At 33.1% G+C, this 25373-nt stretch carries 22 protein-coding genes; 3 read left to right on the top strand and 19 right to left on the bottom strand.

Translation table 11 applies throughout. The annotated features are described in order from the left end of the window. Positions 1–77: 77 nt before the first annotated feature. The 10 genes from pyrF to ROY99_09710 form a co-directional block, all read right to left on the bottom strand. Positions 78–875 (bottom strand): orotidine-5'-phosphate decarboxylase, encoded by a 798-nt coding sequence (gene pyrF, locus ROY99_09755; protein MDT3696663.1) that lies wholly within the window; start codon positions 873–875, stop codon positions 78–80. A gap of 6 nt (positions 876–881) precedes the next feature. After that, entirely contained in the window at positions 882–2111 is a 1230-nt protein-coding gene (gene rodA, locus ROY99_09750; protein ID MDT3696662.1) for a rod shape-determining protein RodA, read from the bottom strand. Next, positions 2101–3915, bottom strand: coding sequence for a penicillin-binding protein 2 (gene mrdA, locus ROY99_09745; protein ID MDT3696661.1), 1815 nt, complete (start codon positions 3913–3915; stop codon positions 2101–2103). The genes rodA and mrdA overlap by 11 nt, the downstream gene beginning before the upstream one ends. Beyond that, positions 3912–4403, bottom strand: a complete 492-nt coding sequence (gene mreD, locus ROY99_09740) for a rod shape-determining protein MreD (protein ID MDT3696660.1) — start codon at positions 4401–4403, stop codon at positions 3912–3914. The genes mrdA and mreD overlap by 4 nt, the downstream gene beginning before the upstream one ends. Next, a complete protein-coding gene (gene mreC, locus ROY99_09735) occupies positions 4400–5233 on the bottom strand; it encodes a rod shape-determining protein MreC (GenBank protein ID MDT3696659.1) in 834 nt (277 codons plus the stop codon). The genes mreD and mreC overlap by 4 nt, the downstream gene beginning before the upstream one ends. Then, the gene (locus ROY99_09730; GenBank protein MDT3696658.1) at positions 5233–6261 is read right to left on the bottom strand and encodes a rod shape-determining protein; all 1029 of its coding nucleotides are present in this window, start codon (positions 6259–6261) and stop codon (positions 5233–5235) included. The genes mreC and ROY99_09730 overlap by 1 nt, the downstream gene beginning before the upstream one ends. Positions 6262–6269: 8 nt before the next feature. After that, complete coding sequence (gene purH / locus ROY99_09725) at positions 6270–7787, bottom strand: bifunctional phosphoribosylaminoimidazolecarboxamide formyltransferase/IMP cyclohydrolase (protein MDT3696657.1); 1518 nt, start codon at positions 7785–7787, stop codon at positions 6270–6272. 32 nt (positions 7788–7819) lie between these two features. After that, complete coding sequence (purN, locus tag ROY99_09720) at positions 7820–8428, bottom strand: phosphoribosylglycinamide formyltransferase (GenBank protein ID MDT3696656.1); 609 nt, start codon at positions 8426–8428, stop codon at positions 7820–7822. A 72-nt stretch (positions 8429–8500) separates the two neighbouring features. Next, a complete protein-coding gene (locus ROY99_09715) occupies positions 8501–10027 on the bottom strand; it encodes a DUF3808 domain-containing protein (GenBank protein ID MDT3696655.1) in 1527 nt (508 codons plus the stop codon). Next, a complete protein-coding gene (locus ROY99_09710) occupies positions 10024–11649 on the bottom strand; it encodes a CTP synthase (protein MDT3696654.1) in 1626 nt (541 codons plus the stop codon). The genes ROY99_09715 and ROY99_09710 overlap by 4 nt, the downstream gene beginning before the upstream one ends. Before the next feature lie 403 nt (positions 11650–12052). Here ROY99_09710 and ROY99_09705 point away from each other — a divergent pair, with 403 nt between their 5' ends. Genes ROY99_09705 through ROY99_09695 form a run of 3 tightly spaced genes read left to right on the top strand, consistent with a single transcriptional unit; the run spans position 12053 to position 15793 of the window. Next, positions 12053–13624 carry a tetratricopeptide repeat protein gene (locus ROY99_09705; GenBank protein MDT3696653.1) on the top strand — a complete coding sequence of 524 codons (1572 nt, stop codon included), beginning with the start codon at positions 12053–12055 and terminating at the stop codon, positions 13622–13624. Positions 13625–13630: 6 nt separating this feature from the next. Continuing rightward, positions 13631–14785 carry a methionine aminotransferase gene (locus ROY99_09700; GenBank protein ID MDT3696652.1) on the top strand — a complete coding sequence of 385 codons (1155 nt, stop codon included), beginning with the start codon at positions 13631–13633 and terminating at the stop codon, positions 14783–14785. After that, entirely contained in the window at positions 14786–15793 is a 1008-nt protein-coding gene (locus ROY99_09695) for a cation diffusion facilitator family transporter (protein MDT3696651.1), read from the top strand. It begins immediately after the preceding gene. Here ROY99_09695 and ROY99_09690 read toward each other — a convergent pair. The 9 genes from ROY99_09690 to ROY99_09650 all read right to left on the bottom strand — a co-directional run bounded on the left by ROY99_09690 (position 15787) and on the right by ROY99_09650 (position 25373). Continuing rightward, entirely contained in the window at positions 15787–17001 is a 1215-nt protein-coding gene (locus ROY99_09690) for an MFS transporter (protein MDT3696650.1), read from the bottom strand. The genes ROY99_09695 and ROY99_09690 overlap by 7 nt on opposite strands. Continuing rightward, positions 16991–17485: a transcription antitermination factor NusB gene (gene nusB / locus ROY99_09685; protein MDT3696649.1), complete on the bottom strand. Its 495-nt coding sequence runs from the start codon at positions 17483–17485 to the stop codon at positions 16991–16993. Before nusB ends, ROY99_09690 begins: the two co-directional genes overlap by 11 nt. A 17-nt stretch (positions 17486–17502) precedes the next feature. Then, a complete protein-coding gene (locus tag ROY99_09680; protein ID MDT3696648.1) occupies positions 17503–18531 on the bottom strand; it encodes a YdcF family protein in 1029 nt (342 codons plus the stop codon). Between the two features lie 119 nt (positions 18532–18650). Next, positions 18651–19310 carry an energy transducer TonB gene (locus ROY99_09675; GenBank protein MDT3696647.1) on the bottom strand — a complete coding sequence of 220 codons (660 nt, stop codon included), beginning with the start codon at positions 19308–19310 and terminating at the stop codon, positions 18651–18653. 281 nt (positions 19311–19591) lie between these two features. Further along, a complete protein-coding gene (locus ROY99_09670; protein MDT3696646.1) occupies positions 19592–20251 on the bottom strand; it encodes an energy transducer TonB in 660 nt (219 codons plus the stop codon). Between the two features lie 89 nt (positions 20252–20340). After that, the gene (locus ROY99_09665) at positions 20341–20775 is read right to left on the bottom strand and encodes a VanZ family protein (GenBank protein ID MDT3696645.1); all 435 of its coding nucleotides are present in this window, start codon (positions 20773–20775) and stop codon (positions 20341–20343) included. Next, positions 20768–22324 carry an NAD(P)H-hydrate dehydratase gene (locus tag ROY99_09660; protein MDT3696644.1) on the bottom strand — a complete coding sequence of 519 codons (1557 nt, stop codon included), beginning with the start codon at positions 22322–22324 and terminating at the stop codon, positions 20768–20770. The genes ROY99_09665 and ROY99_09660 overlap by 8 nt, the downstream gene beginning before the upstream one ends. Positions 22325–22369: 45 nt before the next feature. After that, complete coding sequence (locus ROY99_09655) at positions 22370–23800, bottom strand: NADH-quinone oxidoreductase subunit N (protein MDT3696643.1); 1431 nt, start codon at positions 23798–23800, stop codon at positions 22370–22372. 22 nt (positions 23801–23822) lie between these two features. Continuing rightward, a complete protein-coding gene (locus ROY99_09650; GenBank protein MDT3696642.1) occupies positions 23823–25373 on the bottom strand; it encodes an NADH-quinone oxidoreductase subunit M in 1551 nt (516 codons plus the stop codon).

The raw sequence follows: 25373 nt of genomic DNA, 5'->3' as shown, positions 1-25373 counted from the left end.
TAAGCACTTTCTTTGATGAATATCTTAACAACAGTAAAATTTAGCTTAAGTATTTTTATGATTTAAACCGTTTTCAATCAACTTTTTATTTGATGTAATGAAATAATTTCATTTCTTGCTGCCTCAGCAAAATCTGAATCCGGGCTTTTATAAATAATACTTCTGCTTACGTTAACTATATAATTCTCTCTCTTATTATCATTAAAAACATTTTTAACATCCTGCATACTGCCTCCCTGTGCACCAACACCCGGCAGCAATACAGTTAATTCTCCAAAATCTTTTATATTGGATTTTAGCTCCTCAATTTTTGTGGCTCCAAATACTATTCCGCAATTATGATTTTCATTCCATTGGTTTATTCTATTAAGAATCTCCTGATAGACAAATCTGCCATTGTTCAAAATAAGTTTTTCAAAATCATTTGCACCTGGATTTGAGGTAAGCACTAACACAAAATTTAATTTATCATAATAATTTAAAAAGGGCTGCAGCGAATCTTTACCCATATACGGGTTTAGCGTTACAGCATCAAATTTAAAATGCTCATAAACTGAGCGGGCATACATTTCAGAAGTATTACCAATATCGCCACGTTTTGCATCTGCAATTGAGAGAATTTTACCGGGAATAAGTTCTACCGTTTTTTCCAGTTCACTTAAACCTTTTGAACCGTTTTGTTCATAGAATGCAAAATTTATTTTATACGCTGCTGCATAATCTTTTGTAGCTTCAATAATTTCTGAATTAAACTTATATACAGCATCTTTATCACTCTGCAGAATTTTAGGCAACTTTTTTATGTCGCTATCCAATCCTACACAAATAAACTTACCTGATTTATTATTATTTAAAATCTTTTCGAGAGCTTTCATAAATTTTTATGTAAAGTTTTTTCTGCTTCTGAATATATTAGCGATCATACCGAGCATAAACATATTTACTAAAAGAGAACTGCCTCCATAACTAACAAAAGGCAGCGGGATTCCAATAACTGGTAATATTCCGACAACCATTCCAACATTGATTAAAAAATGGATGAAATAAACTGATAGTATTCCAATAATTGTTAAACTTAAAAACTCATCTTTTGTTGTAGATGCAATTTTCAGAATTTTAAGAAATAAGTAAAAAAACAAAATAAGAACTATCATAGAACCAATAAAACCAAACTCTTCACCAATTACACAATAAATAAAGTCAGTCCACTGCTCAGGAATGTATTGGAGCTGAGTCTGATTACCCTGTAGAAATCCTTTGCCAAATAATCCACCGCTTCCGATAGCAACTTTAGCTTGTATAGTGTTGTATCCTGCACCGAGCGGATCCATATTAGGATCAATAAATGATTGTATTCGCTTCTGCTGATGAGGACTTAAAGCATGATATAAGTAATCAGCAAAAAATCCTGAAGCAAGATTTAACGCAAATATTGATCCGCTAAAAAATATATCTTTACGGAAAAGTAATAGAACGATTAATGTTAAAACCAAAGCACCAAGGAAATAATAAAATCCAAATAATGCTGATATAGCAACAAAGCCCGGCGATAACACAATAAATAAACCAAAGACAGATATGCCTTTCCAGAAAATAAGCAGAAGTATAAGCCCTACAAAAACAATTGCTGTTCCCATATCAGGTTCAAGTAATATCATCATAACCGGTATAAAGCCAATACAAAGAGCAAGAACGATATCTTTAAAGGATTCTATGTCAGTATTTTTTCTGCTCAAGAACAAAGATAAAACAAGTATGGTACCTAATTTAGCTAATTCCGAAGGTTGAAAGCCTAATGGTCCGATATCCAGCCAGCTTCTGGCACCAGATGTTTTTCTACCCACAACTAAAACAATCAATAAAAGTAAAAGTGATAAAAGATAGGTTGGGATTGCAATCATTCTAAAAGTATTTGAAGGAACAGAATAAGTGATAAAGAAAATAATAAATGCAGCGATGCCAAAAATCAATTGCCTGTTAAAATTTCCACTCATTGTCGGATGATTAAATGTTGAACTGTAAATAGCAGTTAATCCAACAAGAAACAAGATGATTACAGGAATAAATAATCCGAAATCAAATTTATCACTTAGCTTATAATCAATTCTCAATATTAACTCCGGCAATAGTTTGATTCTTCTTTAAACCATCAGATTTAATATCATTTGATTTCTTTTTTAAATAAGTCTCAATCAGAGCTTTAGCAATCGGAGCAGCATGTGTGCCGCCAAAACCAACGTTTTCTACCACAACTGCAACTGCAATCTTAGGATTTTCTGAAGGTGCAAATCCTACAAATAAAGCATGATCTTTACCATGTGGATTTTGTGCAGTGCCAGTTTTACCTGATATATGAATATCAGACATCCTTATATGTGTTGCCGTACCAGAACCATTAACAACTAAGAACATACCTTCTTTTACAATATCAAAAACTTCTTTTTTTACTCCTGTATTTATTTCCGGAAATTTGTAAGGTATAATTTTTTTTGTCTGATCATCCAAATAACCTTTAACAATGTGAGGCTGAAATGATTTACCATCATTTGCAATAAGTGCAACATACTTTGCCAATTGTAAAGGAGTAACACTAACTTCTCCCTGCCCTATTCCAAGGCTTGCCATTATACTACGAGGCCACTTTTCTCCATACAATTTTATATAATAATCTTCGCCTGGTATAAAACCCGCAGCTTCTTCACCTATATCAATTCCAGTTTTCTGAGAGAACCCAAATTTTAATGCATACTCTTTCCATTTATCCAATCCAATCTTATAAATGAGCTGGTAAAAAAAAGAATTACAAGATTTTTCAATCGCATGGATAACATTCACAGAACCGTGTGAACCGTGACATTTGAAGAATCTGCCAAATGTAAAACCACCGCCGCAGTAAAAAGTTGTTTGCGGAGTGATAATACCTAAATCCAACGCAGCTATAGCAGCAAGCATCTTAAAAGTAGAGCCGGGCGGTTTAAGAGACATTGTAGCTCTGTTAAAAGATGGCTTATCAGGATCATTATAAAGTTCCTGAAGAAATTCTTTAGAAGTAACATAAGAGAATTGGTTTAAATCATAATCAGGTGCGCTTAAAATAGCTAAGATTTCACCAGTACCCGGTTCAATAGCAACAACAGCCCCTCTTTTGCCAAGCATCTGTTCTTCAGCTACTTTTTGAACATCAGCATCAAATGAAAGAACCAGGTCTTTACCCTTGATTGAATTTTTATCTGCTGTTCCATCCTTGTACTTGCCTATTTCTTTTCTGTTAGAATTTACCAGCACATAATTAAATCCCTTAGTACCTCTTAGATCTTTTTCATATTGTTTTTCAATTCCGTTATGTCCGACATAATCACCAGGAGCATAATAATCTTTTTCACTTTTTAATTGCTGTGGTGAAATTTCTTTTGTATAACCAAATGAATGTGAAGCCATGATTCCAAATGGATAACCCCTCTGCATCTCAACAATATAATCCACTCCGGGTAAATACTCTTTGTTTTCTTCGTACCACGAAACTACCTCAAAGCTAACACCTCTTTTAATTCTTATGGGAATAAATTTAGAATAAACTTTATTCTTTTTTAAAATTAATGAAACATAACCGGAATTGACTCCGAGTATTTTATCAATCATCTGATTAAGTGTTGTGTCATAATCTGCAGGTGTTATACGCAGAGTATAAGCTGGAATATTATCAACCATTACTTTCAAATTTCTGTCATAAAAAACACCACGGAAAGGTATTTGTTCGATGGCTTTTATGCTATTATCTGCTGACTTTTCTTCATACGACTGCCGGTCTAATATCTGCATTTGAAATAATCTGAAAGAAATAACTGCAAAGACGATGATTAAAAAACCACTTATAAAACTTCGTCTGTTAATTGATGCAAAGTTTACGGATTTCAAAATAATCTCCTTTTAGGATAAAAGATCATACCAAGTAGTGCAATTGACGAAGTATATAATGCAGGAAATAAGGCATATTGAATAAACAGAATAAAAATATTGGTGGTAAAACTAACTGACGAAAAAAAAGCACTGATTGTTGAGTCGATAAGTGAAGCTAATAAAACGATTAAAGCAAAATTATAGGAAATCAGATATTGATCTCTTTTATTTTCTGATGAAAAATAACCAGCTGTAAACCCTGCAATAGTTTTAGCTATCATAGTACTTCCTAAAAGACTTCCGGTGATAATATCAAATAAAAAACCATAAATAAACCCTAAAACTGTTCCATATATCTGCCCTTGTGTAATCGCATAATAAACTAATACTATTATGATCAAATCAGGAATAATGATATCAATAGCTATTAAAGGAACTACTGTTGTTTGAATAAGCAGTAAAGGGAAAAACAGGATAAAGGATAATATATACGCGGGTTTAATCATCTCTTGTTTAAAAAGTTAAATTGTATATCATCAATCTCTTTGTCTTTTACCAAGCCAAGTACAAAAACATTTTCAACTTTCTGAAAATCAACAAAGGGTTTAATTGTAACCTCATTAAATATTCCCATTTCAAGATTACCAATTTCAGCAACAACACCAACAGGAATCGGAACCGGAACTATAGAACTTATCTCAGAAGTTACAACTCTGTCACCTTTTTTTAATCCGTATGTTTTGGGCACATTTATCATCACAAGTCTATCACCGATCCATTTCATCACTGCATTTTCGCGTGTTCTTTCACATTTTACTGTTAGACTAAGATCAACATTATTAAGTGTTCTTGCTATTGAATAATTATCAGAGACTGAATATACAATACCTGCTATTCCCTTATCGGTAACAACCGGCATACCAGTTTTTACATTGCTGGATTTACCAACATTAAGAGTAACTGTTCCCTGTGATCTGGATAATGATTTGGAAATGATGGAAGCAGATATAAGCGGATAATTAGTTGAATCTTTAAAGGCAAGTAACCCTTTAAGATCTTCATTAACAATTGCAGATTCTCTCAGTTTGCTAAGCTGCAGCATTATCTCTGCATTAGTACGTCTTAATTCTTCATTTTCATTCTTAAGATTACTAATGTTAAAAATATCTGAAAAGATTGAAGTAACTGTTGCGAAAGAACCAAACGCAACTGCACGGACTTTTTGAATTCCCTGTGAATTATTTTGCGAGAGTAATACTAAGCTGATTATTATTAAAACGACAAGTACAATGTATTCTTTAAACTTTTCCCATGCTGAAGAAAAAAATCTGATCATTAATATCTTCGGTTACGGATTAATACCTTAGAAAACTGACTTAAATTATCAATTACTTTTCCTGCACCTCTAACAACAGCCGTTAACGGATCTTCAGATATATGAACAGGCAAATTTGTTTCCATTCTTATTCTTTCATCCAATCCTTTTAGTAATGCACCTCCGCCGGTTATCATAACACCGCGATCCAAAATATCTGCAGAAAGTTCCGGCGGTGTTCTCTCAAGAGTCTGTCTTACTGCATCAACTATTTGCACAACTGATTCATTTAATGCTTCTCTGATCTCAACAGAACTGACTTCAGTTGTTTTTGGAATTCCTCCGACCAGGTCTCTGCCTTTAACTTGTATTGTTATCTCTTCTTTAAGTGGAACTGCAGAGCCTACTTCACATTTAATAGCTTCGGCAGTTCTTTCACCGATTAAAATATTATGATTTTTTTTGAAGAATTGCATTATAGCATAATTCATTTCATCGCCTGCAACACGTATAGATTCTTCATTAACAATACCAGATAATGCGATCACTGCAATTTCGGTAGTTCCGCCGCCTACATCAATTATCATATTTCCAACAGGTGCTTCAACATCAATACCAATTCCAATTGCAGCCGCCATAGGTTCAGCCATCAAATGGACTTCTTTAGCACCGGCATGCTCAGCGCTGTCTCTAACCGCTCTTTTTTCAACTTCTGTTACTCCGCTTGGAACAGCAACAATAACTCTACGGCTTGCCATTGCACTGCCGCCGCGCACTCGTTTTATAAATGCTCTTATCATACCTTCAGCAATTTCAAAATCTGCAATTACTCCATCGCGCATAGGACGTGTTACTTTTATTTCTTTATGTTCTCTGCCCTGCATTTCTTTAGCTTTATTGCCAAGTGCAATAATGCGTTTAGAATTTTTATCAAATGCTACAATCGAAGGTTCATTTAGAACAATACCTTTTCCTTTTACATAGATAAGAGTATTGGCAGTACCTAAATCAATTGCAATGTCGTTTGAAAAAAGATCGAATATACCCATTGTTCCTCTTAATGTTTAAAGTGCCTTATACCTGTAAATACCATTGAAATATTACTTTTATTTGCTGCATCAATTACTTCCTGATCTCTTACAGAGCCTCCTGGCTGAATAACTGAAACCGCACCACATTTTATTATCTCCAATAGACCATCTGCAAATGGAAAGAATGCATCAGAAGCTGCAACCGATCCGGTCAAGTCAAGTCCATGTTCTTTTGCTTTCATCACTGCAATCTTAGCTGAATCTATTCTTGACATCTGACCAGCACCAACTCCTAATGTTGAATTATTTTTAACATAAACTATCGCATTAGATTTAGTGTGTTTTGCTACCTTCCATGCAAATTTTAAGTCTTCCAACTCTGATTCAGATGGTTTTTTATCTGTAACAAATTTTAACTCTGATTCATTAAGCGAAATAGTATCCGAATCCTGAGCAAGCACACCACCAGGAATAGATCTGAAAGATTTTGAACTATTCAAAATATTTTTTTTCTTAATAACCAGTCTTCTGTCTTTTTTCTTTTTCAACAAATCTAATGCTTTGCTGCTAAATGACGGAGCACATACTATTTCCAAAAATATTTTATTTAACTCTTCTGCAGTTTCAACATCAACTTCACGATTAAATGCAACGATACCGCCAAAAGAAGAAACCGGATCACATTTCAATGCGCGATTATAAGCATCAAGATTACTGCTTGCTGTTGCAGCACCTGCAGGATTGTTATGTTTGATTATTGTACAGGATATTCCTCCAAGATCTTCACACAATTCAACTGCGGAAACGAGATCTAAAATATTGTTATAAGATATCTCTTTGCCGTGAAAAACTTCAAAGTAATCGTTAAAGCAGCCATAAACCGAAGCTGACTGATGTGGATTCTCTCCGTATCTCAGAGTGTAATTTATTTTTTCATTAATTCTTAAATATGAAGGCGGTTCTTCAAACTTTTTTTCAAGATAATTAGCAATATGTGTATCATAATTTGAGGTATAAGAAAAAGCTTCTACAGCTAATTTTTTGCGAGTGCTTTCAGATACTTCGCCTTTATTTAATTCATCAAGAAATGAATCATATTGCTCCGGATTAGTCAAGATAGAAACATATTTATAATTCTTTGCAGAGGCTCTCACAAGACTTGGTCCTCCGATATCTATATTCTCTATAATCTCTTCTAAAGTTGAATCAGGTTTTGTAATGGTTTTTACAAACGGATAAAGATTAACACAGATTATATCTATTGGAAAAATTTGATTTACATTTGCCTGTGCAATATCAGAATCATTATCTCTTCTAAATAAAATCCCACCAAAAATTTTTGGATGAAGAGTTTTTACTCTGCCGTCAAATATTTCAGGAAAACCAGTTAAAGAACTTATTTCTGTTACGGTTAAATTATTTTCCTTAAGAAGCTTTGCTGTATTACCCGTAGCGATAATTTCATATCCGTTTTTAATTAAGACAGCAGCAAAATCAATGATTTTAGTTTTATCTGAAACGCTGATTAAGGCATGTTTTTTCAATTCAATTTCCTTATGAATAGAAAATAAATTTTCTAATCTTTTATAATTTCAATTCGTTCTGGCCCGAATTTTATTTTTTTTAGCGCAAATGCTTTTATTACTTCAGGCAAAATTTTATGTTCAATTGTTAGTACTCTTTCTGCTATTTCTTCTGGTGAAGAAGCATCAGAAATATCAACACATTGCTGAGCAATAATTTTTCCGGTATCAAAGGTACTATCTACCAGATGCACTGTTGCACCGCTTACTTTTGCAGAAGAATTAAAGACAGCTTTATGAACATTAATTCCATACATACCTTTTCCACCAAAAGAAGGTAATAGCGCAGGATGAATATTTATCATCTTGTTGGCAAAAGATTCAATAAGAACATTAGGAATTAATTTTAAGTATCCGGCTAAAACAATAAGTGATACATCTAAATCCAATAGTTTTTTTGTTAATTGTTCTGCACTGATTTTAGTATCTCCCTGACCAATTGTATAAGTTTCAATCCCAAATTTCCGTGCGATTTCAAAAGCCTTGCATTCTATCTTATCACTTACTACAGCAATTATACGTATAATTTGCTTTAACTCAGAATCATTTAAAATAGCCTGAAGATTTGAACCTCTACCAGATACAAAAATTGCAATGTTCAATTAAAAATACCTGAAATGTTGGCGAAAATTAGCTAATCACTAAAAAAGAAGCAATTAAAGAAAAGCTAAAAATCAATTATTTCTTATATCCTGCGGCAGCAACCGTTCTAAAGAATATATCTTGTTTTCAAGTGAACTCCTGAAATCATATTCACTTATTCCTTTGATCTGAAGCAGAAATAATTTTGAATCAGTATAGTTTTTTAATTGATAACTGTCCCAGGCAGAAATATAATGAGCGAATGCGTGAATCCAGAATTCTTTTTTTATTTCTATATTCAAACAATCCACTGCAGTATTAAGCGACTCTTTATATTTTTTCTGCTGATACAATACCTGAGCCAAAAGCAGTTTTGCTTCCGCCTTCAGTTCATTTTTAATACCAGTGGATTGCAGATAACTGATTATTGAATCCTTTACAGTGTTTAATTTATTTTGTTTATACAAACTGCTGATTAAAATTAATCTCTTTTCTAATTCACTCAGAACTGAATCTGCTAGTTCCTTTCCTTTTCTTTCTGCATAAAGATCATCCTCAATATCAGTGTTACCGGCATCCGAAAGTTTGTAGAACTTTAATGCATCTTTTCTATTACCTGATAATTCTAAAGAGAGTCCTATTTTGAAATTTGCAAATCCCTTAAAATCATTGTTGACAGCATTTTTCAAAAAACTTTGATAATAAACTCTTGCTGAATCAAACTGATTCCTGTCAAAAAAGATGTTTGCTAATAAAAGATTTGAGTTTGATGTGATGAACGGATAAAGCTCATCTTTTGCAATAAGAACTTTGCGTAAGTGTTTTTCAGCATTGTTTAATTCACATAATTCGTACTCTACCCAACCAAGTGAAAAATTAAACAGCAAGTTTTTAGGATATCTCCTTACTAAACCGGTAAGAATTTTCTTCGCTTCAGGATGATCAACAATAACACGGGAATACAATTGAGATAAATAATACTGAGCATCAACTTTAGACAACTTACCTTTTTGTACTGATTTAATAACAAGTTTTAATCCCTTTTCCTTATCAGCAGTAATACCTACAAGATTAGCTGCCCATTCCAAACTAGAAGGTATTTGTGACAACGCAAAATTATATAATCCCAATCCAAGAAATGCATCATAAAAATCTGGTTTAACTTTAATCGCATCTTCAAGATTTGCTTTCATCTGACTACTTGTCCATAGTGCCTGAAGAAAATTTCCGTTTCTGGCTTCAGCAATTGATTTATTATAGTAAATTGAACCTAAAAGGTAACTTAATTCAGCTGAAGGATTCTCCTGCATTTTTTTGTCAGCAAGTTCAATTGCTTTATCTGAGTACAGATAGAAAGAATCCAGATTGTCCTCTCGTAGATTTCCAAGATAAAACCATAAATAGATAACTGATTTATAATGATAGCCGCGCGGATCATCAGGATATTTTTTTATTACTGAATTGAAAGATTCAAACCCTGCTTCCCAATTAAAGTTATAAATTTTATCTAATCCTACCTGTATTTGTCTGTCTATTGAAGTCTGAGAAATAATTTGAGATTGAAAAAACAGAACAACAAATAATATTAAAAACTTAATCGTAGTTTTATCAGTTATCATAAATTCTTTTCCTGCGATTTACTTAATGAAGCTTTTACAAACTCTCTGAAAAGCGGATGAGCTTTTGTTGCTCTTGATTTTAATTCAGGATGAAACTGACATGCGACAAACCATTTTTTATCAGGCAGTTCAATCATCTCAACAAGCTCTCCATCAGGTGAAAGCCCGCAAAGCACCATTCCGTTTTCTATTAACTTTGTTCTGAATTTATTATTAACTTCATAACGATGACGATGTCTTTCAGAAATATAATTACTTTTGTAGGCTTTGAATGCCTGGGTTTTATCCTTGATATTGCACTGATAAGCGCCTAATCTCATAGTTGCACCCATTGCTTTAATATTTTTTTGATCCGGCATAAGATCAATAACACTATATTTATTTTTCTTGAACTCTGAGCTATGAGCTTTTTTAATATTACATACATTTCTTGCAAATTCAATTACAGCACACTGCATACCTAAACATATCCCAAAGAAAGGAATGTCATTTTCTCTGGCATATTTAACTGCATTTATTTTACCTTCTATTCCTCTTTCTCCAAAGCCGCCGGGCACAAGTATGCCGCTGATACCATCAAATAATTTTTTAATATCTTCAGTTTCAAGTCTTTCGGAACTTATTGGTCTTACAATGACTTTGCAGTTATTTTCAGCACCAGCGTGTATAAAAGATTCCATTATACTTTTATACGCGTCAATATGTTCTGTATATTTTCCACAAAGAGCAATTTCAACACTTTGGGCAGGACTTTTAATTTTTTGAACAAATAATTCCCAGTTCTCAAGATTAATTTTTCTATCAGATAAATGAAGTCTTTCGATAACAATCTGATCAAGCTTTTCCTTATACAAAACCAAAGGTACTTCATAAATCGAAGAGCTGTCATAATTTGAAATTACAGCTTTTGAATTGACATTAGTAAAGAGTGCAATTTTATCTCTTAATTCCCGCTCAAGTTTTTTTTCAGATCTGCAAATCAAAACATCCGGTTGAATACCAAGCTCTAATAAGTTTTTTACACTATGTTGTGTTGGCTTTGTTTTTACTTCACCTGCTGATGCAATATACGGCACAAGTGTAACATGAATATTCATTGTGTTTGCTCTGCCAAACTGCAGCATCAATTGTCTCATTGCCTCAATGAAAGGCAAACTTTCAATATCTCCAACAGTTCCGCCAATCTCGCTAATTATAATATCATATTCACCAAGTTCACTCAACTTCAACATTCTGCTTTTAATTTCATCTGTAATATGCGGAATTACCTGAACGGTTGCCCCAAGAAAATCTCCTCTTCGCTCTTTAGTAATAACATCATAATAAACTTGTCCGGTAGTAGTATTATTAGCACGGCTCATATTAACATCAAGAAACCTCTCATAATGACCAAGGTCCAGATCGGTTTCTGCACCATCATCAGTTACATAAACTTCTCCATGCTGAAACGGACTCATAGTTCCGGGATCAACATTAATATAAGGATCAAATTTTTGAATTGTTACTCTGAAACCGCGCTGTTTTAGTAGAAGACCAAGTGATGAGGCAGTAATTCCCTTTCCTAAACTGGAAACAACACCGCCTGTTACAAAGATAAACTTAACTTTTTTTCGTGCCGACATTTTGCTTTTTTTTTGTTATCAAATATAGAGTGCAGTTTTAAGATTTCAAATTGAGAATTTTTACCTATTCAACTTATTTAAACTTAGCTTGCGTCTTTCAAGCTCAGAATATTTTAGATTAAAAAATTACCTCCGGCTATAATCGTTTTATTATAATATATTTCTGACAATTCGTTCGAATAATTAAAAATTGCAGATATTATTCTTACTGTAATGGACAGACTATTTCAGAATCCTTCTATTTGGATTAGGAACTAGTTTGAAATGATTACACCACAATTTTTCAGAAACCTAAAAAAATATTCTTTTAGTGCAAAATAAAATCACCATATATTTGTTGAAGAATCTATAAATTACAATTACATTATTATAACACTTTTGGAATTTTGCAGCAGAGAAACCTGTGTCTTATAAAACAATATTAAGTTCGATACTCTTACTTTTATTTTTAAACTCATTTAATACATTATCTTTTAGTCAGGATTCAACCAAAAGTCTGGCGTTCAAAAAGAACAGACCCTATAAAAATAATCCATATTTTTATCAGCCAGATTTATCTTATCAACTATTACAGCAATTTAAACTAGTACAACTAGCAAATAGCGGCGATCCGCTTGCTCAGCACGAACTCGGACTTCGGTTGTTAACCGGAGACGGAATTGTAGCTGATACTGTAACCGCTGTGTATTGGATACAAAAAGCTGCTTTACAAAAACTAACTGCTGCAATGCATAATTACGGAATTATGCTCATGAATGGCTGGGGAACAGAATGGAATCCTTTTACTGCTTATGAATATTTTTTGTCGGCAGCCGAAGCAGGTATGAGTCAGGCGCAATATGTTGTTGGTATTCTATATACAGATAACCTGATAGTAAGAAGAGATTGGAATAAATCTTACTTTTGGATAAAGAAATCCGCTGACGGTGGTTATGAACCTGCAAAAGAAGTTTTAGCAGAGCTTGATTCTAAAGTTTCACACGAGTTTAAAGATTCAGTAGCTCAAAATAAATTTTCTTATCAAAAATCAAAAAATTCTAAAGATGAAGAAATTACAAGTAACATCCAGCCTTCTGTTGGTTTGGTTTTTATTGATTTTGATTCAGAAGTAGATACAGTTAGAGGTTTTAGTGATGAGGTTTTACTTACTGATTTAATTCGGATTAATAATAAGTTGATAAATGATTCATTAAAAACTCCAAAAGATTCCTTTTTCTATAAAAATTTATCAACCATTGATCTGAACATTATTTCAAAAATTGCAGAAGCAGGAAGCCCTGAAGCTCTGACAATTTTAGGCAGATTATATCAAACTGGTAACTCAACAGGACTAAATTTATTGTTGGCTGCCGAGTATTACATCAGAGCAACAATACTTGATTCACCAAGATCAGCGTATTTACTTTGGAAACTTATTCGTGAAAAAGATTTTTATACAATTCTTAATAATGGTATAAGCTTTAATGATCCGACTGCTCAATTTGTTTGGTATGGATTACATAAGCTTGGTTATGATAACAGATTAACTGATCTGGATGCTTTAAATCTTTTAGAAAAATCCGCAAAACAAAATCATCTGCCGGCAATTATCGAAACTGGTTATAATTATTATTCGGGAAAATATACTGCTCAGGATAAGAACAAAGGTATTCAGCTTTGGAATTATGCATATAAGTTAAAAAGTATTGAAGCAAATGTAAGATTAGCTTTATCCAAAGTTTTAGATCAGAAAAACACTGCTGATTTTTCAGAAGAGATAAAGATTTTGCAGGAAGCTGAATCTAAAGGTTCTCTTCTTGCACAATTTGCATTGGGATATTGTTATGAAAATGGAATTGGCTTAAGAAAGTCAATCCAAGAGGCTGTAAAATATTATCGAGAATCAGCGCAGAGAGGTAATCAGTTTGCTTATCAACAACTTAAAAGGCTTTACGACAATCTTAGACCTGCTGTTGAAAGATTTAAAGTTGAGTAAAATAATATGAATCAGAAAAAAGAATTTAATTCTAAATTGCCGGATACTGGAACAAGTATTTTTGCGGTTATGTCAAAACTTGCAAATGATCACAATGCAATAAACTTGTCTCAGGGTTTTCCGGATTTTAATTGTTCAGATGAATTAATCGAGCTTGTTAACAGCTTTATGAAAAAGGGGTTCAATCAGTACGCTCCAATGCCCGGCACTATTGAGTTGAGAAAAGAAATTTCAAGAGTAATTTTTAATCTATATGGTAAACCTTATAATCCTGATACAGAAATCACAATAACTGCCGGAGCAACTCAGGCTTTATTTACAGCTTTCTCAACTCTTATTGAAAAAGGAGACGAAGTAATTGTTTTTGAACCTGCTTATGATTCCTACATTCCTGCTATTAAATTAAATGGTGGTGTTCCAATAGCTATTAAATTGAATGAGAAAGATTATAGTATTCCCTGGGATAATGTAGCTGCTTCAATTACCGGGAAAACCAAGTGCATTGTGTTTAATTCTCCTCACAATCCAACTGGAGCTGTACTAAGTCATAATGATATTTCTACTCTTGCTGAATTAGTAAAGAATAAAAATATCTATCTGATCAGCGATGAAGTATATGAACACATCATATTTGATGGGAAAGAACATTTAAGTTTTACAAGAAATGAAGAGCTTGCAAAAAGAACTTTTGTAATCTCATCATTTGGCAAAACATTCCATACAACTGGTTGGAAGGTTGGTTATTGCTGTGCGCCAGAAAATCTAACAAGAGAATTCAGAAAAATCCATCAGTTTATCATGTTCGCTGTAAACACACCTGTTCAATTAGCAATTGCTGAGTTTTTAAAAGATGATTCAAACATTTTAAGTTTGAAAAGTTTCTACGAACAGAAACGGGATTTGTTCAGGAATTTAATCAAAGAATCTAATTTTAAGCTCCGCGAATGTAACGGAACTTATTTTCAACTTTTGGATTACTCAAATATTTCTGAATTGAATGATATGGATTTTTCAAAACATCTGATTGAAAAAGCCGGAGTTGCAGTAATTCCAATATCGCCGTTTTATTCAACAAAAATCAGTTCAAAAATAGTCCGGGTTTGTTTTGCAAAGAAAGACGAAGTGCTGATTAGTGCATCAAAAAAATTATGTAGTTTATAAATGGACGATCAAAACACAAGGATGATTAGGCTTAGAAAGAAAGCAGCAGTAATTTCTCTTATTGTTGGCTTGAGTATGTTTGTTTTTAAACTATCTGCCTACCTTATCACTGGTTCAGCCGCAATCTTTTCTGATGCCGCAGAGTCTATTGTTCATATTTTAGCTACAAGTATGGCACTGTTCAGTATTTTTCTCAGCTCTCTTCCGGCAGATACATCTCACCCTTACGGACATGGAAATATTGAATACTTTTCAGCCGGTATCGAAGGATTATTAATTATAATTGCTGCAATAGTTATCATCATTGAAAGTGTTAACTCAATTATTGCCGGACCGGAACTAAAACAACTTGGCATCGGCGCCGTTGTAATATCATTTGCTTCAATCATCAATCTGATTCTTGGTAATTATTTAATTCGAACGGGCAAGAAAACTAATTCTCTTACATTAGTTGCTGATGGAAAACACGTTTTGACTGATTCCATAACTAGTTTTGGAGTTATCATAGCAGTACTTCTTGTAATTCTAACAGGTGTTGAATTACTGGATCCTATAATTGCTATCCTTGTTGCACTTAATATTTTAGTTACAGGTTATAAGCTGATCAGAGAGTCAATTGCTGGATTGATGAATGAAGTTGATCAGAAGATGCTGGATAAATTAACAGATAAAATTATTTCAATAAAAAGAGATTATTGGATCGATATCCATGAACTGCGTTTCTGGCAGTCCGGAGATAAGATCTTTATAGATTTTCATCTGATACTCCCATATTTTTTTAATATCAGACAAACACACGATGAAGAATCTTTTATTAGAAACGAATTACAAAAGGCATTTCCGCAAGCAGAATTGAAAATACATTTTGATTATTGTATTGATGATTTATGTAAATTCTGTAATTACAATAATTGTGAATACAGAAAAGAAGTAAAGAGCAAATCTTTTGTTTGGGATCAAAAAAAATTAATTGGTTCTCCGATTTATAAAAATTATAAAGATCATTGATCCGCTTTTGGATCATCAACCCACAACAATATAATTAGTCCGATCAGAAAAAATATTCCAATTGAAAATATAGCAAGTCTCTGGTCGCCTGAAATAAAACTTACAAATCCGAAAACTAAAGGACCAATAATAGCAGAGCTTTTTCCGAAAAAGGAGTAAAACCCGAAGAACTCCGTCTTTTTTTCCTGCGGGGTAAGTTTACTCATTAAACTTCGGCTAGTGGATTGACTTGAGCCCATTGCTGCACCGGCAATTAATCCAACGATATAAAAACTATTTTTATCCTGAGCTAAATATGCAAACAATACTGTAACCAACCACATTATCAATGTGATAATTATTGTTTTCTTTTGCCCGATTGAATCAGCAATAATACCAAGTATCACTGAGCCTGCAATAGCTGTGGTTTGAACAGTTAAAAAGAAGATTAAAAGCTCAGTCTCTGTAAATCCTAAAGTTGTACTGGCATAATTGCCCGAAAAAAAGATTATAGTATTAACACCTTCTATGTAGAAGAAATATGCTAACAAAAATACTGCAAGATTTTTATAATGCTTTAAATGCGAAATTGTATTCCAGACCCGCGAGACTCCGATATTCAGATAAGAAACTTTTTCAGATTTTATTTTTCGGTTATCTTTCAGATAAACAAACAAAGGAATTGCAAATATTAAAAAGAATAATGCAGCAACCGGGAATGATTCTTTTATCATTTCAGCTTGAATAAACGGATAGATAATTGCGAGAGTGGCGAGAGAACCTAAATAGCCCATTGCAAATCCATAACCGCTTACTCTTCCGAAATTTTTTGGTTCTGTAATCTCCGGCAGAAAAGAATCATAAAAAACTAATCCTGCTTCAAATCCGATATTTGCCAGCACAAATAATATAACTCCCCAAAAAACTTCTCCTCTGCCCACAAAGAACAATGAAGATGTAGCAGCAATACATAACAGCGTAAAGAATAATAAAAATCTTTTTTTTCCTGCTGAGTAATCAGCTATTGCACCTAATACTGGAGAAATAATAGCAGTTATTATCATAGCGAGACTTGTACCAATAGACCAGTAAAGATCGCCGATTGATTTACCTTCTGCAATTACTTTTTTAAAGTAAACTGCATATACAAATGTTACAACAACAATCGAAAATGATGTGTTTGCAAAATCGAACAGCGTCCAGATAAAGACTTTTTTCTTATTTGTCATCTGGATTTTTTTTATGGGATTTTAAAATTGTCTCATCAACAAGTCCCCTGCCTGTTTTTGTCAACCGTCCTGTTGATCTTTCATCAATAAGAATAGCATCAAGGATTCCATTTATAAACTTTCCACTACCTGCAGTACTAAAAGTTTTGGCAATTTCAATGGCTTCATTAATAGAGACTTTAGGTGGGATATCCGGGAAATACATTATTTCACAAAGCGCCATCCGAAGCAGAATCCGGTCAATCAATGCTATTCGATTCATTTCCCAGTTACTAACCCGCTGTTTAATCCGTTGATCAAATTCATTTTTATTGATAAGAACTTTGTTGATTAATTCTTTACCAAAACGAATCAGTTTTTCATCCTGAACTTCTGCCAATAAACTATCAGAAAGTGCTTGTAAATTCTCATTATTTACTTCATAAGCATACAATATCTGTAAAACTTTTTCTCTAACTGTTCTTCTTTTATATTTTTGTGACATTAACTCTCCAATACTTTTTAATATGCAAAAAACCAAAACACAACAAGAGCCAAAGCTTCTCTGAATTTGAAATATAATGCGTTTTCAAAAGTCAAATTAAGTTTTGAAGGAACAGCCTGCACTTTAATGTTATGGAATTTACTAATCTCAATTATTCTGACTAAATGATAGCTATCAGAAATAATGATAATGTTTTTATTTTTATTTTTTTTCAAAAGATAATTCTTTATAAAACTTATTTGTTCATTGGTCGAAGTTGTGTTCTTTTCAATAAAAATATTTTCAGTTGGCTTTCTTTTGCTTTCTATATATTGATAAGCAACTTCTGATTCAGCTAGTTCTCCGGGTGCATTACTACCTGTAAGATAAATTGAATTTACTTCACCTGTATCTAATAAACTTAGTGCCCGATCAACTCTTGCTGCCAATGAAGGACTAGGTTTATTATCCGACCACACAGCAGCACCTAAAACAACTGCAATATTATCATTTTTACGCTTTGTTAGTTTTTCATCAAACTGATTTTCTTTCACTACAATAAAAACAAACGATAGAATTATTATTGCAAAAAATAGAATTGCAGAGTTAATTACTGCACGGATAAAAATCAGGTTCTTGGTTTTATTGATCGATAACCATACTGAAAACATAAATACAAAAAGTAAAAACTGATAAAGCATATAAATAAATCCCACAAAAAGTCTGTTGCCAGACTGTCCCAGCGCATAATACTTGCCAAATGGAAGTTTATAACCATAAAGTAGAAACGATATAATTAGAAAAACTTGAAGCAGCATAATCGAAAACCAGAAATAATTAATGTTGCTTAAGCTTTTTATCTTCAGTTTGATGATTAGTAAACCGATTGCTATTATTAAAAAAGTGAACAGATTTAACAAATTTCCAAAGTTTAAAATATTAAACTCACTGAGGCTAATGTTTTGATTTCGGTACTTTAGATAATAAAGAAATGCCAGATCAATTATCAGAATAAAGATAAAAGCCCAAATGCTGCTTTGCTTATTACTGCTTTTACTCTTATTCATAATTTCAATGAAGATTTTTAAATTAAAACTAAGCTAAAATACAAATTCTGATTGTTTGATGAAACTTAATTTTAGCAGCTAACCGATGCAAAAAAGGCGTCCTTTCGACGCCCAAAAATTTACTGCAGTTTGAAAGCTACAGGAACCCACACCTTCACTTTAACAGGTTTGCCTCTTTGTTTTCCTGGTGTAAATTTTGTTTTCTTTACTGCATCCAAAGCAGCTTCATCGCAGCCAGCTCCAATACCCTTCATTATCTTAGCATCAGTTACTGTTCCCTGTTCATTAACATAAGCGAGAACATAAACTTTTCCTTCAACTCCAGTTCTTTTAGCAATTTCAGGATATACAATTTTCTTTTGAATCTCTCCAATACCACCGATAGGTTGGGGCATCTCTTCAACAACAACAAAAAATTCATCCTCTACTTCTACAATTTTTCTATCCACTGCTGGTGGAGGAGGTGGAGCCGATATCTGTTCAGTAATATCAATTTCTGTCTCTCCAATTTCAAAATCTTCTAAAACCTCCGTAGATGGTGCTTCAATTGGAATTGGAGGTTTTGGAGGCGGCGGAGGTATTTTATTTTGCTGAGTGGGCAAAATATCTTCAATACTTATAATTGTCGGTGGCTTTTCTTCCTCTAACTCTTCAGTTCTTATATCAGGGAAAAATTTAAATGCAACAATAAGAAGACCTAAAGAAAAGATTAAACCGATCTCAAAAACTCTTTTGTAATTTGCCATTAGATCTGCTTTTTTTGATTTATTAAATGACATTTGCTCCTCTCCTTACTCACTAAAGAATTATTGATTTAATAATTTATTATTACGCTCATTTCACTCCTTACAAAGACTTTTGTTCCGGTTAAAGGACGTTAGTCTAGCATTTTAATTTATGGTTAGTAATTATTTTATTTCTAAGAAATGTTTAGAGCGGAGAAATTTTCAGTATGATTGATGAGATAAAAAAGAAACTTTTAATTGCCATCTTCTACTTTAATCTATATCAGGAGTTTTCAACTTAAAAAAAAAAAGGCGTCATTACGACGCCTGAAAATTTACTGCAGTTTGAAAACTACAGGGATTGATACCTGCACTTTAACTGGTTTACCTCTTTGTTTCCCTGGTTTAAATTTTGTTTTCTTTACAGCATCCAAAGCAGCTTCATCACAGCCAGCTCCAATACCTTTAATTATTTTTGCATCAGTTACTGTTCCCTGTTCATTAACAAAAGCGAGAACATAAACTTTTCCTTCAACTCCAGCTCTTTTAGCAATTTCAGGATATACAATTTTCTTTTGAATCTCTCCAATACCTCCGATAGGTTCGGGCATTTCCTCAACAGCAACAAAATAAACCGGCTCTTCTTCAACAATTTTCTTATCTTCTTTCGGTGGAGGTGGTGGTGCTTCAATTTGTTCAGTAATATCAATTTCAGTATCACCAATTTCTATATCTTCAAGTACATCCGAAGACGGTGCTTCAATCGGAATTGGAGGCTTTGGCGGAGGCGGTGGTCTGTTTTCCTGTTTAGTCTGTTGGATATCCTCTACCTGAAATAATTCCTGCGGTCCTTCAATTTTTACTTCCTGTCCCTTGAAATCCGGAAAGAATTTAAAGGCAACAATCAGAAGTGCTAAAGAAACAATTAAACTGATTTCAAATACTCTCTTGTACTTAGACATCAAGTCTGCTTTTTTAGTTTTGTTGATTGCCATTGTTTTTTTCTCCTAACTAGCAATTAAGTGGTGCTAACTTAATAATGAGTTTTTCTATTGTCAAATAATTTTTCAAGTCTTTTACAAAATTATTTTTTAAAAGTTCCAGTATTTGATTTGCTTTTTTCAAATTCTGTTCTTTTAATGTATTCTAATAAGTATCTGGTAATTAATACAGCTAAAACCGAACCGGTAAAATCAGCCAGCCAATCCAGCACTTCTGCAAATCTACCCGGCACATAAATCTGATGGATTTCATCCAGCATCCCGTAAAGTGATGCGATTACTATTGTAAATATCCCGGGAAATTTTTTAAGCAATATGAATTTATCCTGAAAGTACATTGTTAAATATAAAAACACACTTAGCAGTCCATACGCACCAAAATGACTAATTTTATCTCCGAATTCTGTAATAATAGCTACACTAGCCGGCATTGAAGTTAGGGTGAAAAGTATTAACCAGTAAACTATCAACGGCAGATGAATGAGATATTTTTTATTTTTTTCTAAAAAACTATACAACACTTCCCTCAATAAATTTTACTGCATCAGGAAAATTTTTAATTATATCAGTAGGAAGATAATTGGATAATGGCTTTTTCTTTAACAAAAGATCAGCAGAAAGACTGTGCAGATAAACTGCAGTAAAAGCTGCTGTTTCGATATTTTTTGTTTGTGCAAGTAATCCGCCTAAAATACCGGTTAAAACATCACCAGTACCAAACTTTGCCATACCACTGTTCCCTGTTGTGTTTATCAATGCTTCGCCGGTTTTGTTAAAAATAATTGTTGGAGCACCTTTTAATATTAAAACTGTCTTATGTCTTAACGCAAAATCTCTTCCGTATTTTAAGATATCTTTACGGATTTTGCTGATATCTGTATTAATTAGACTAGAAAATTCTCCAATATGCGGTGTAAATACACAATCACTTAAATCAATCTTATCTAAAAAACTCTCATCAAGTGCATTTAAAGCATCTGCATCAAGAACAGTTAATTTAAATCGTTTATTAAGCAGCAATTCTTTAACTGCGTTATTTGTTTCGACTGATCTGCCTAATCCAGGACCAATAACCAAAACATCTGCCCACTTAATTCTTTCTTTAATCTGCTTAAGTGCATCTGAATTAAAACAATATGTTTTAGAAGTTCCATAAGATTCAACCACTACTTCGGTTAAACTTTTGTGTACCAGTTTTTTTGCACTTTCAGGTATATAGAGAACTGATGCGCCCGCTCCAGCAACCAAAGCAGAATGAGATGTAAGTGCACCAGCTCCGGGATATTGATATGATCCTGCTATTGATAATACTTTACCGGCAGTATATTTATTTACCAATTTGTTTCTCTTTGGCAGTGCCTGAAAAACATCTTCAGGTTCTAATAAATATGTATCGTTATAAATGCTATTAAAAAAATCATTTCCAACACCAATTTCTTTTAATTGCACATCACCGCAATTTTGATATCCCCTCTCAATAAAAAGACCTTTTTTAAATTCACCAAGCGTAACAGTTAAATCAGAATTAAAAACACAATCAGCAAAACCTGTATCAGAATCCAATCCTGTTGGAATGTCAACGGCACATTTAACCGACCGGAATTTATTTACCGATTTTACAATGCTGTAATATGGTTCTTTTAGTTCTCCTGTAAATCCGCTCCCTAACATAGCATCAACAATTAGATCACATTTTTTTAACCAATTGGTATCCTTAATTGATTTGAATGATTTAATTTTAAGATTGTTTCTATGAGATGATAATCTTTTTAATATTTCAAAATTTATTCTGCAATCACCGCTCAAGCTATTTACATCACCGATATTTAGAACCTTAACTTCAAAATCGTTATTTGAAAAATGTCTTGCAACTGCAAACCCATCACCTCCATTATTACCTTTCCCACAAATAATTCCAATTGATTTGACCTCCGGATATTTTTGAGTGATAGCTTGATAAATACCAACAGATGCATTTTCCATTAGTACAATACCTGGTACTTTTAACTTTTTAATAGCAAAAGAGTCAAGACGCCGGATATCGGATGTATTATAAAGTGGAATCATACTTAAACCAAAGGAAAGAGAGAAGAAATTAAATTTCTTCCACAATTAAATAAACTTCGTAACCAAATCAATAAAACTCCCGGGGAAAACTCCCATTATTACAACAATTAAAACTGAAAGAATAATTGCAAACATATAGTTATTACTTCCATCATATTCAAGTTCAGTTTCAGAAGTTTTAAAATACATCAGTACAACAATCCTAATATAAAAATATACACTAATCGCACTAGATATTACTCCAAGAATTGCAAGCCAGGTTAACTTGGCTTTTACAGCTGCAATAAATATATAATACTTTCCGAAGAATCCAGCAAAAGGAGGAATACCTGCAAGACTAAACATAAGTAAAGCAAGAAGTGCAGCTAAAAAAGGTTTTTTGCTTCCTAAACCTGAATAAGAATTAATTGAAAGATTAGTTTCATCTTTTCCTTCAATCAAAGCTACAACCCCAAACGCTCCTAAATTCATAAAGGTGTAAGCAGCCAGATAAAAAATAACTCCAGCAGCTGCATCATAATTACCAGCAGCTAAACCAATTATCAGATAACCAGCGTGTGAAATAGATGAATATGCAAGCATTCTTTTAATATTGTCCTGTGCAATTGCCACAATGCTGCCATAGAACATAGATAAAACAGAAATAACAGCAAGAAATGGTGTAAAGAAATTACCTTGCCCTCCGTTATTAAATAAAGCGAATAATGTAGCTATGATTGCACTAAATGCAGCAGCTTTACCACCGGTAGAAAATAACGCTGCAACCGAGGTTGGTGCTCCTTCATAAACATCAGGAACCCACATATGAAAAGGAAATGCAGCAATCTTAAAGGAAAAACCAATCAAGAATAATAAAACACCAGCGACAAATAATAAATTATCTGATAATAAATTAAAATTTGATGTTATAAAATCTATTGAAGTTGTATGAGCAGAACCATAAATAAGAGCAATTCCATACACTATAAATCCTGTAGCAAATGCACCTAATAAAAAATATTTAAGAGATGCTTCATTAGCATTTGATCTTTTCCTGTTCATACCAGCAAGGATATAAAATGATATTGACATAAGTTCCAGCCCAAGAAAGATTACAAGAATATCTTTTGCTGCAGCCATCAGCATCATACCCAATACAGAGGTCTGAAGAATTAAATAATATTCACTAAAATATATACCGTATTTTTTCAGATAGTCAATGGAAAGCAGCGTTACGACTGCTGCACCCAGAGTAAAAATTGCATGAAAGATATTTGCATTACCGCCGGTAGCAAGCATGTTTTGTAATACAATTGAAACATCGTTTACATAAAAAAGTGCGTGTAAGCCTGCCGCTACAAATATTATTATAGAAAACCATGGTATTATAACATCACTTTTCTTTGAATACATTTCGATAATCAGTGAAATAATTATACCAACAGCGATGATTATCATCGGCAGCAAATTCCAAAATTCTTGATAGTTATTAAACATTATTATTAATCTTTAAACTTCTTTACTTATTTGATTGAATTAAGCCCATTTGAACTGGTTTGATTTTATCCGGATTATACATCTGCTTTACGACTTTAGCAGTAGATTTATCAGAAACTTTTAGAAAAGTACTAGGATAAATTCCTATCCAAACTATAAAAATAAAAATCGGTAGAAGAACAAATATTTCCCTGTTGTTCATGTCTTTTAATCCGTTAAGCTTTGGATTTGTTACCTCGCCATATACTACTCTCTGGTACATCCATAATAAATAAACAGCAGCAAAGATAACTCCGGAAGCTGCAAATACTGTAAACCACCAGCTTCCAAGAACCGGCGATTTAAAAGAACCAAGCAGTATTAAAAATTCACCTATAAATCCGTTTAATCCCGGCAGTCCAACCGAAGAAAGTGAGGCAAACATTAAAGCGAATGCATAAACCGGAACCAGTTTAGCTATACCACCATAATCAGAAATTTCTCTTGTATGAGTTCTTTCATAAATTATACCTACCAAAAGAAATAACGCTCCAGTTGATAAACCATGATTAACCATTTGTATTATAGCGCCTTGTATAGATTCCTGAGTCATTGCAAATATTCCGAGGACAACAAATCCTAAGTGTGATACTGAAGAATAAGCAACTAATTTTTTTACATCTGTTTGAACCATTGATACTAAAGCGCCGTAAATGATCCCTATAATTGCAAGTATGGATATGTAAGGTGCTGCAGCGATAGAAACTTCAGGGAAAAGTGGAAGATTAAATCTCAACAATCCATAAGTCCCCATTTTTAGTAAAACGCCTGCAAGAATAACAGAACCGGCGGTTGGAGCCTGAACGTGAGCATCGGGCAGCCAGGTATGCAATGGAAAAACAGGAACTTTAATTGCAAAGCTGAAAGCAAATGCGATAAACATCCAGGTCTGAATATTCATTGGTATTTGAGGTGCAACAGCATATAACTCAATCAGATTTGTTGTAAAATAACCTAATGGACCAATTGCATAAACAGCTAACCATATAAGCGCAACAAGCATTAATAAGCTGCCGAACATAGTGTAAATAAAAAACTTAACCGCAGCGTAAATTCTTTCTTTTCCACCCCAGATACCAATAATAAAATACATTGGAATCAACATTGCTTCCCAGAATACATAGAATAGAAACAGATCAAGTGAAATAAATACACCAAGCATCCCGACTTCGAGCATTAAAAAGAAAAATGTAAATTCCTTAACTTTACTTTCTATGCTTGACCAACTTGAAACAAGAGTTAAGGGTGTTAGAAATGTAGTAAGTAATACCAACAACAGTGACATTCCATCTATGCCGATATGGAAATGGATATTGAGTCCATTAATCCACTGAAATTTATCAACAAATTGAAATCCGGCATTAGCAGCATCAAACTGAAAATAGATTATAACTGAAATAATAAAAGCAATAGTTGAAATTACTAAAGCAGTATAACGAATCAGATGTTCTTGTCCCTTTTTAAAAAACAAGACAAGGAATGAACCAATAAATGGTGTCAGAATTAAATATGTAAGTAGTAAACTGTTTTCCAT

Source organism: Ignavibacterium sp. (genome assembly GCA_032027145.1).
Lineage (GTDB): Bacteria > Bacteroidota > Ignavibacteria > Ignavibacteriales > Ignavibacteriaceae > IGN3.
Note: the sequence above shows the minus strand (reverse complement) of the source record. Positions and strands in the feature narration are given on the sequence as shown.

Bases quoted from the DNA above. Each gene is read 5' to 3' on its own strand.
- pyrF (MDT3696663.1), bottom strand. From the start codon at position 875: ATGAAAGCTCTCGAAAAGATTTTAAATAATAATAAATCAGGTAAGTTT.
- ROY99_09690 (MDT3696650.1), bottom strand. From the start codon at position 17,001: ATGACAAATAAGAAAAAAGTCTTTATCTGGACGCTGTTCGATTTTGCA.
- ROY99_09675 (MDT3696647.1), bottom strand. From the start codon at position 19,310: ATGTCATTTAATAAATCAAAAAAAGCAGATCTAATGGCAAATTACAAA.
- nusB (MDT3696649.1), bottom strand. From the start codon at position 17,485: ATGTCACAAAAATATAAAAGAAGAACAGTTAGAGAAAAAGTTTTACAG.
- ROY99_09715 (MDT3696655.1), bottom strand. From the start codon at position 10,027: ATGATAACTGATAAAACTACGATTAAGTTTTTAATATTATTTGTTGTT.
- ROY99_09730 (MDT3696658.1), bottom strand. From the start codon at position 6,261: ATGGGTATATTCGATCTTTTTTCAAACGACATTGCAATTGATTTAGGT.
- mreD (MDT3696660.1), bottom strand. From the start codon at position 4,403: ATGATTAAACCCGCGTATATATTATCCTTTATCCTGTTTTTCCCTTTA.
- ROY99_09700 (MDT3696652.1), top strand. From the start codon at position 13,631: ATGAATCAGAAAAAAGAATTTAATTCTAAATTGCCGGATACTGGAACA.
- ROY99_09655 (MDT3696643.1), bottom strand. From the start codon at position 23,800: ATGTTTAATAACTATCAAGAATTTTGGAATTTGCTGCCGATGATAATC.
- ROY99_09660 (MDT3696644.1), bottom strand. From the start codon at position 22,324: ATGATTCCACTTTATAATACATCCGATATCCGGCGTCTTGACTCTTTT.
- ROY99_09670 (MDT3696646.1), bottom strand. From the start codon at position 20,251: ATGGCAATCAACAAAACTAAAAAAGCAGACTTGATGTCTAAGTACAAG.
- ROY99_09710 (MDT3696654.1), bottom strand. From the start codon at position 11,649: ATGTCGGCACGAAAAAAAGTTAAGTTTATCTTTGTAACAGGCGGTGTT.
- mreC (MDT3696659.1), bottom strand. From the start codon at position 5,233: ATGATCAGATTTTTTTCTTCAGCATGGGAAAAGTTTAAAGAATACATT.
- ROY99_09680 (MDT3696648.1), bottom strand. From the start codon at position 18,531: ATGAATAAGAGTAAAAGCAGTAATAAGCAAAGCAGCATTTGGGCTTTT.
- ROY99_09695 (MDT3696651.1), top strand. From the start codon at position 14,786: ATGGACGATCAAAACACAAGGATGATTAGGCTTAGAAAGAAAGCAGCA.
- ROY99_09650 (MDT3696642.1), bottom strand. From the start codon at position 25,373: ATGGAAAACAGTTTACTACTTACATATTTAATTCTGACACCATTTATT.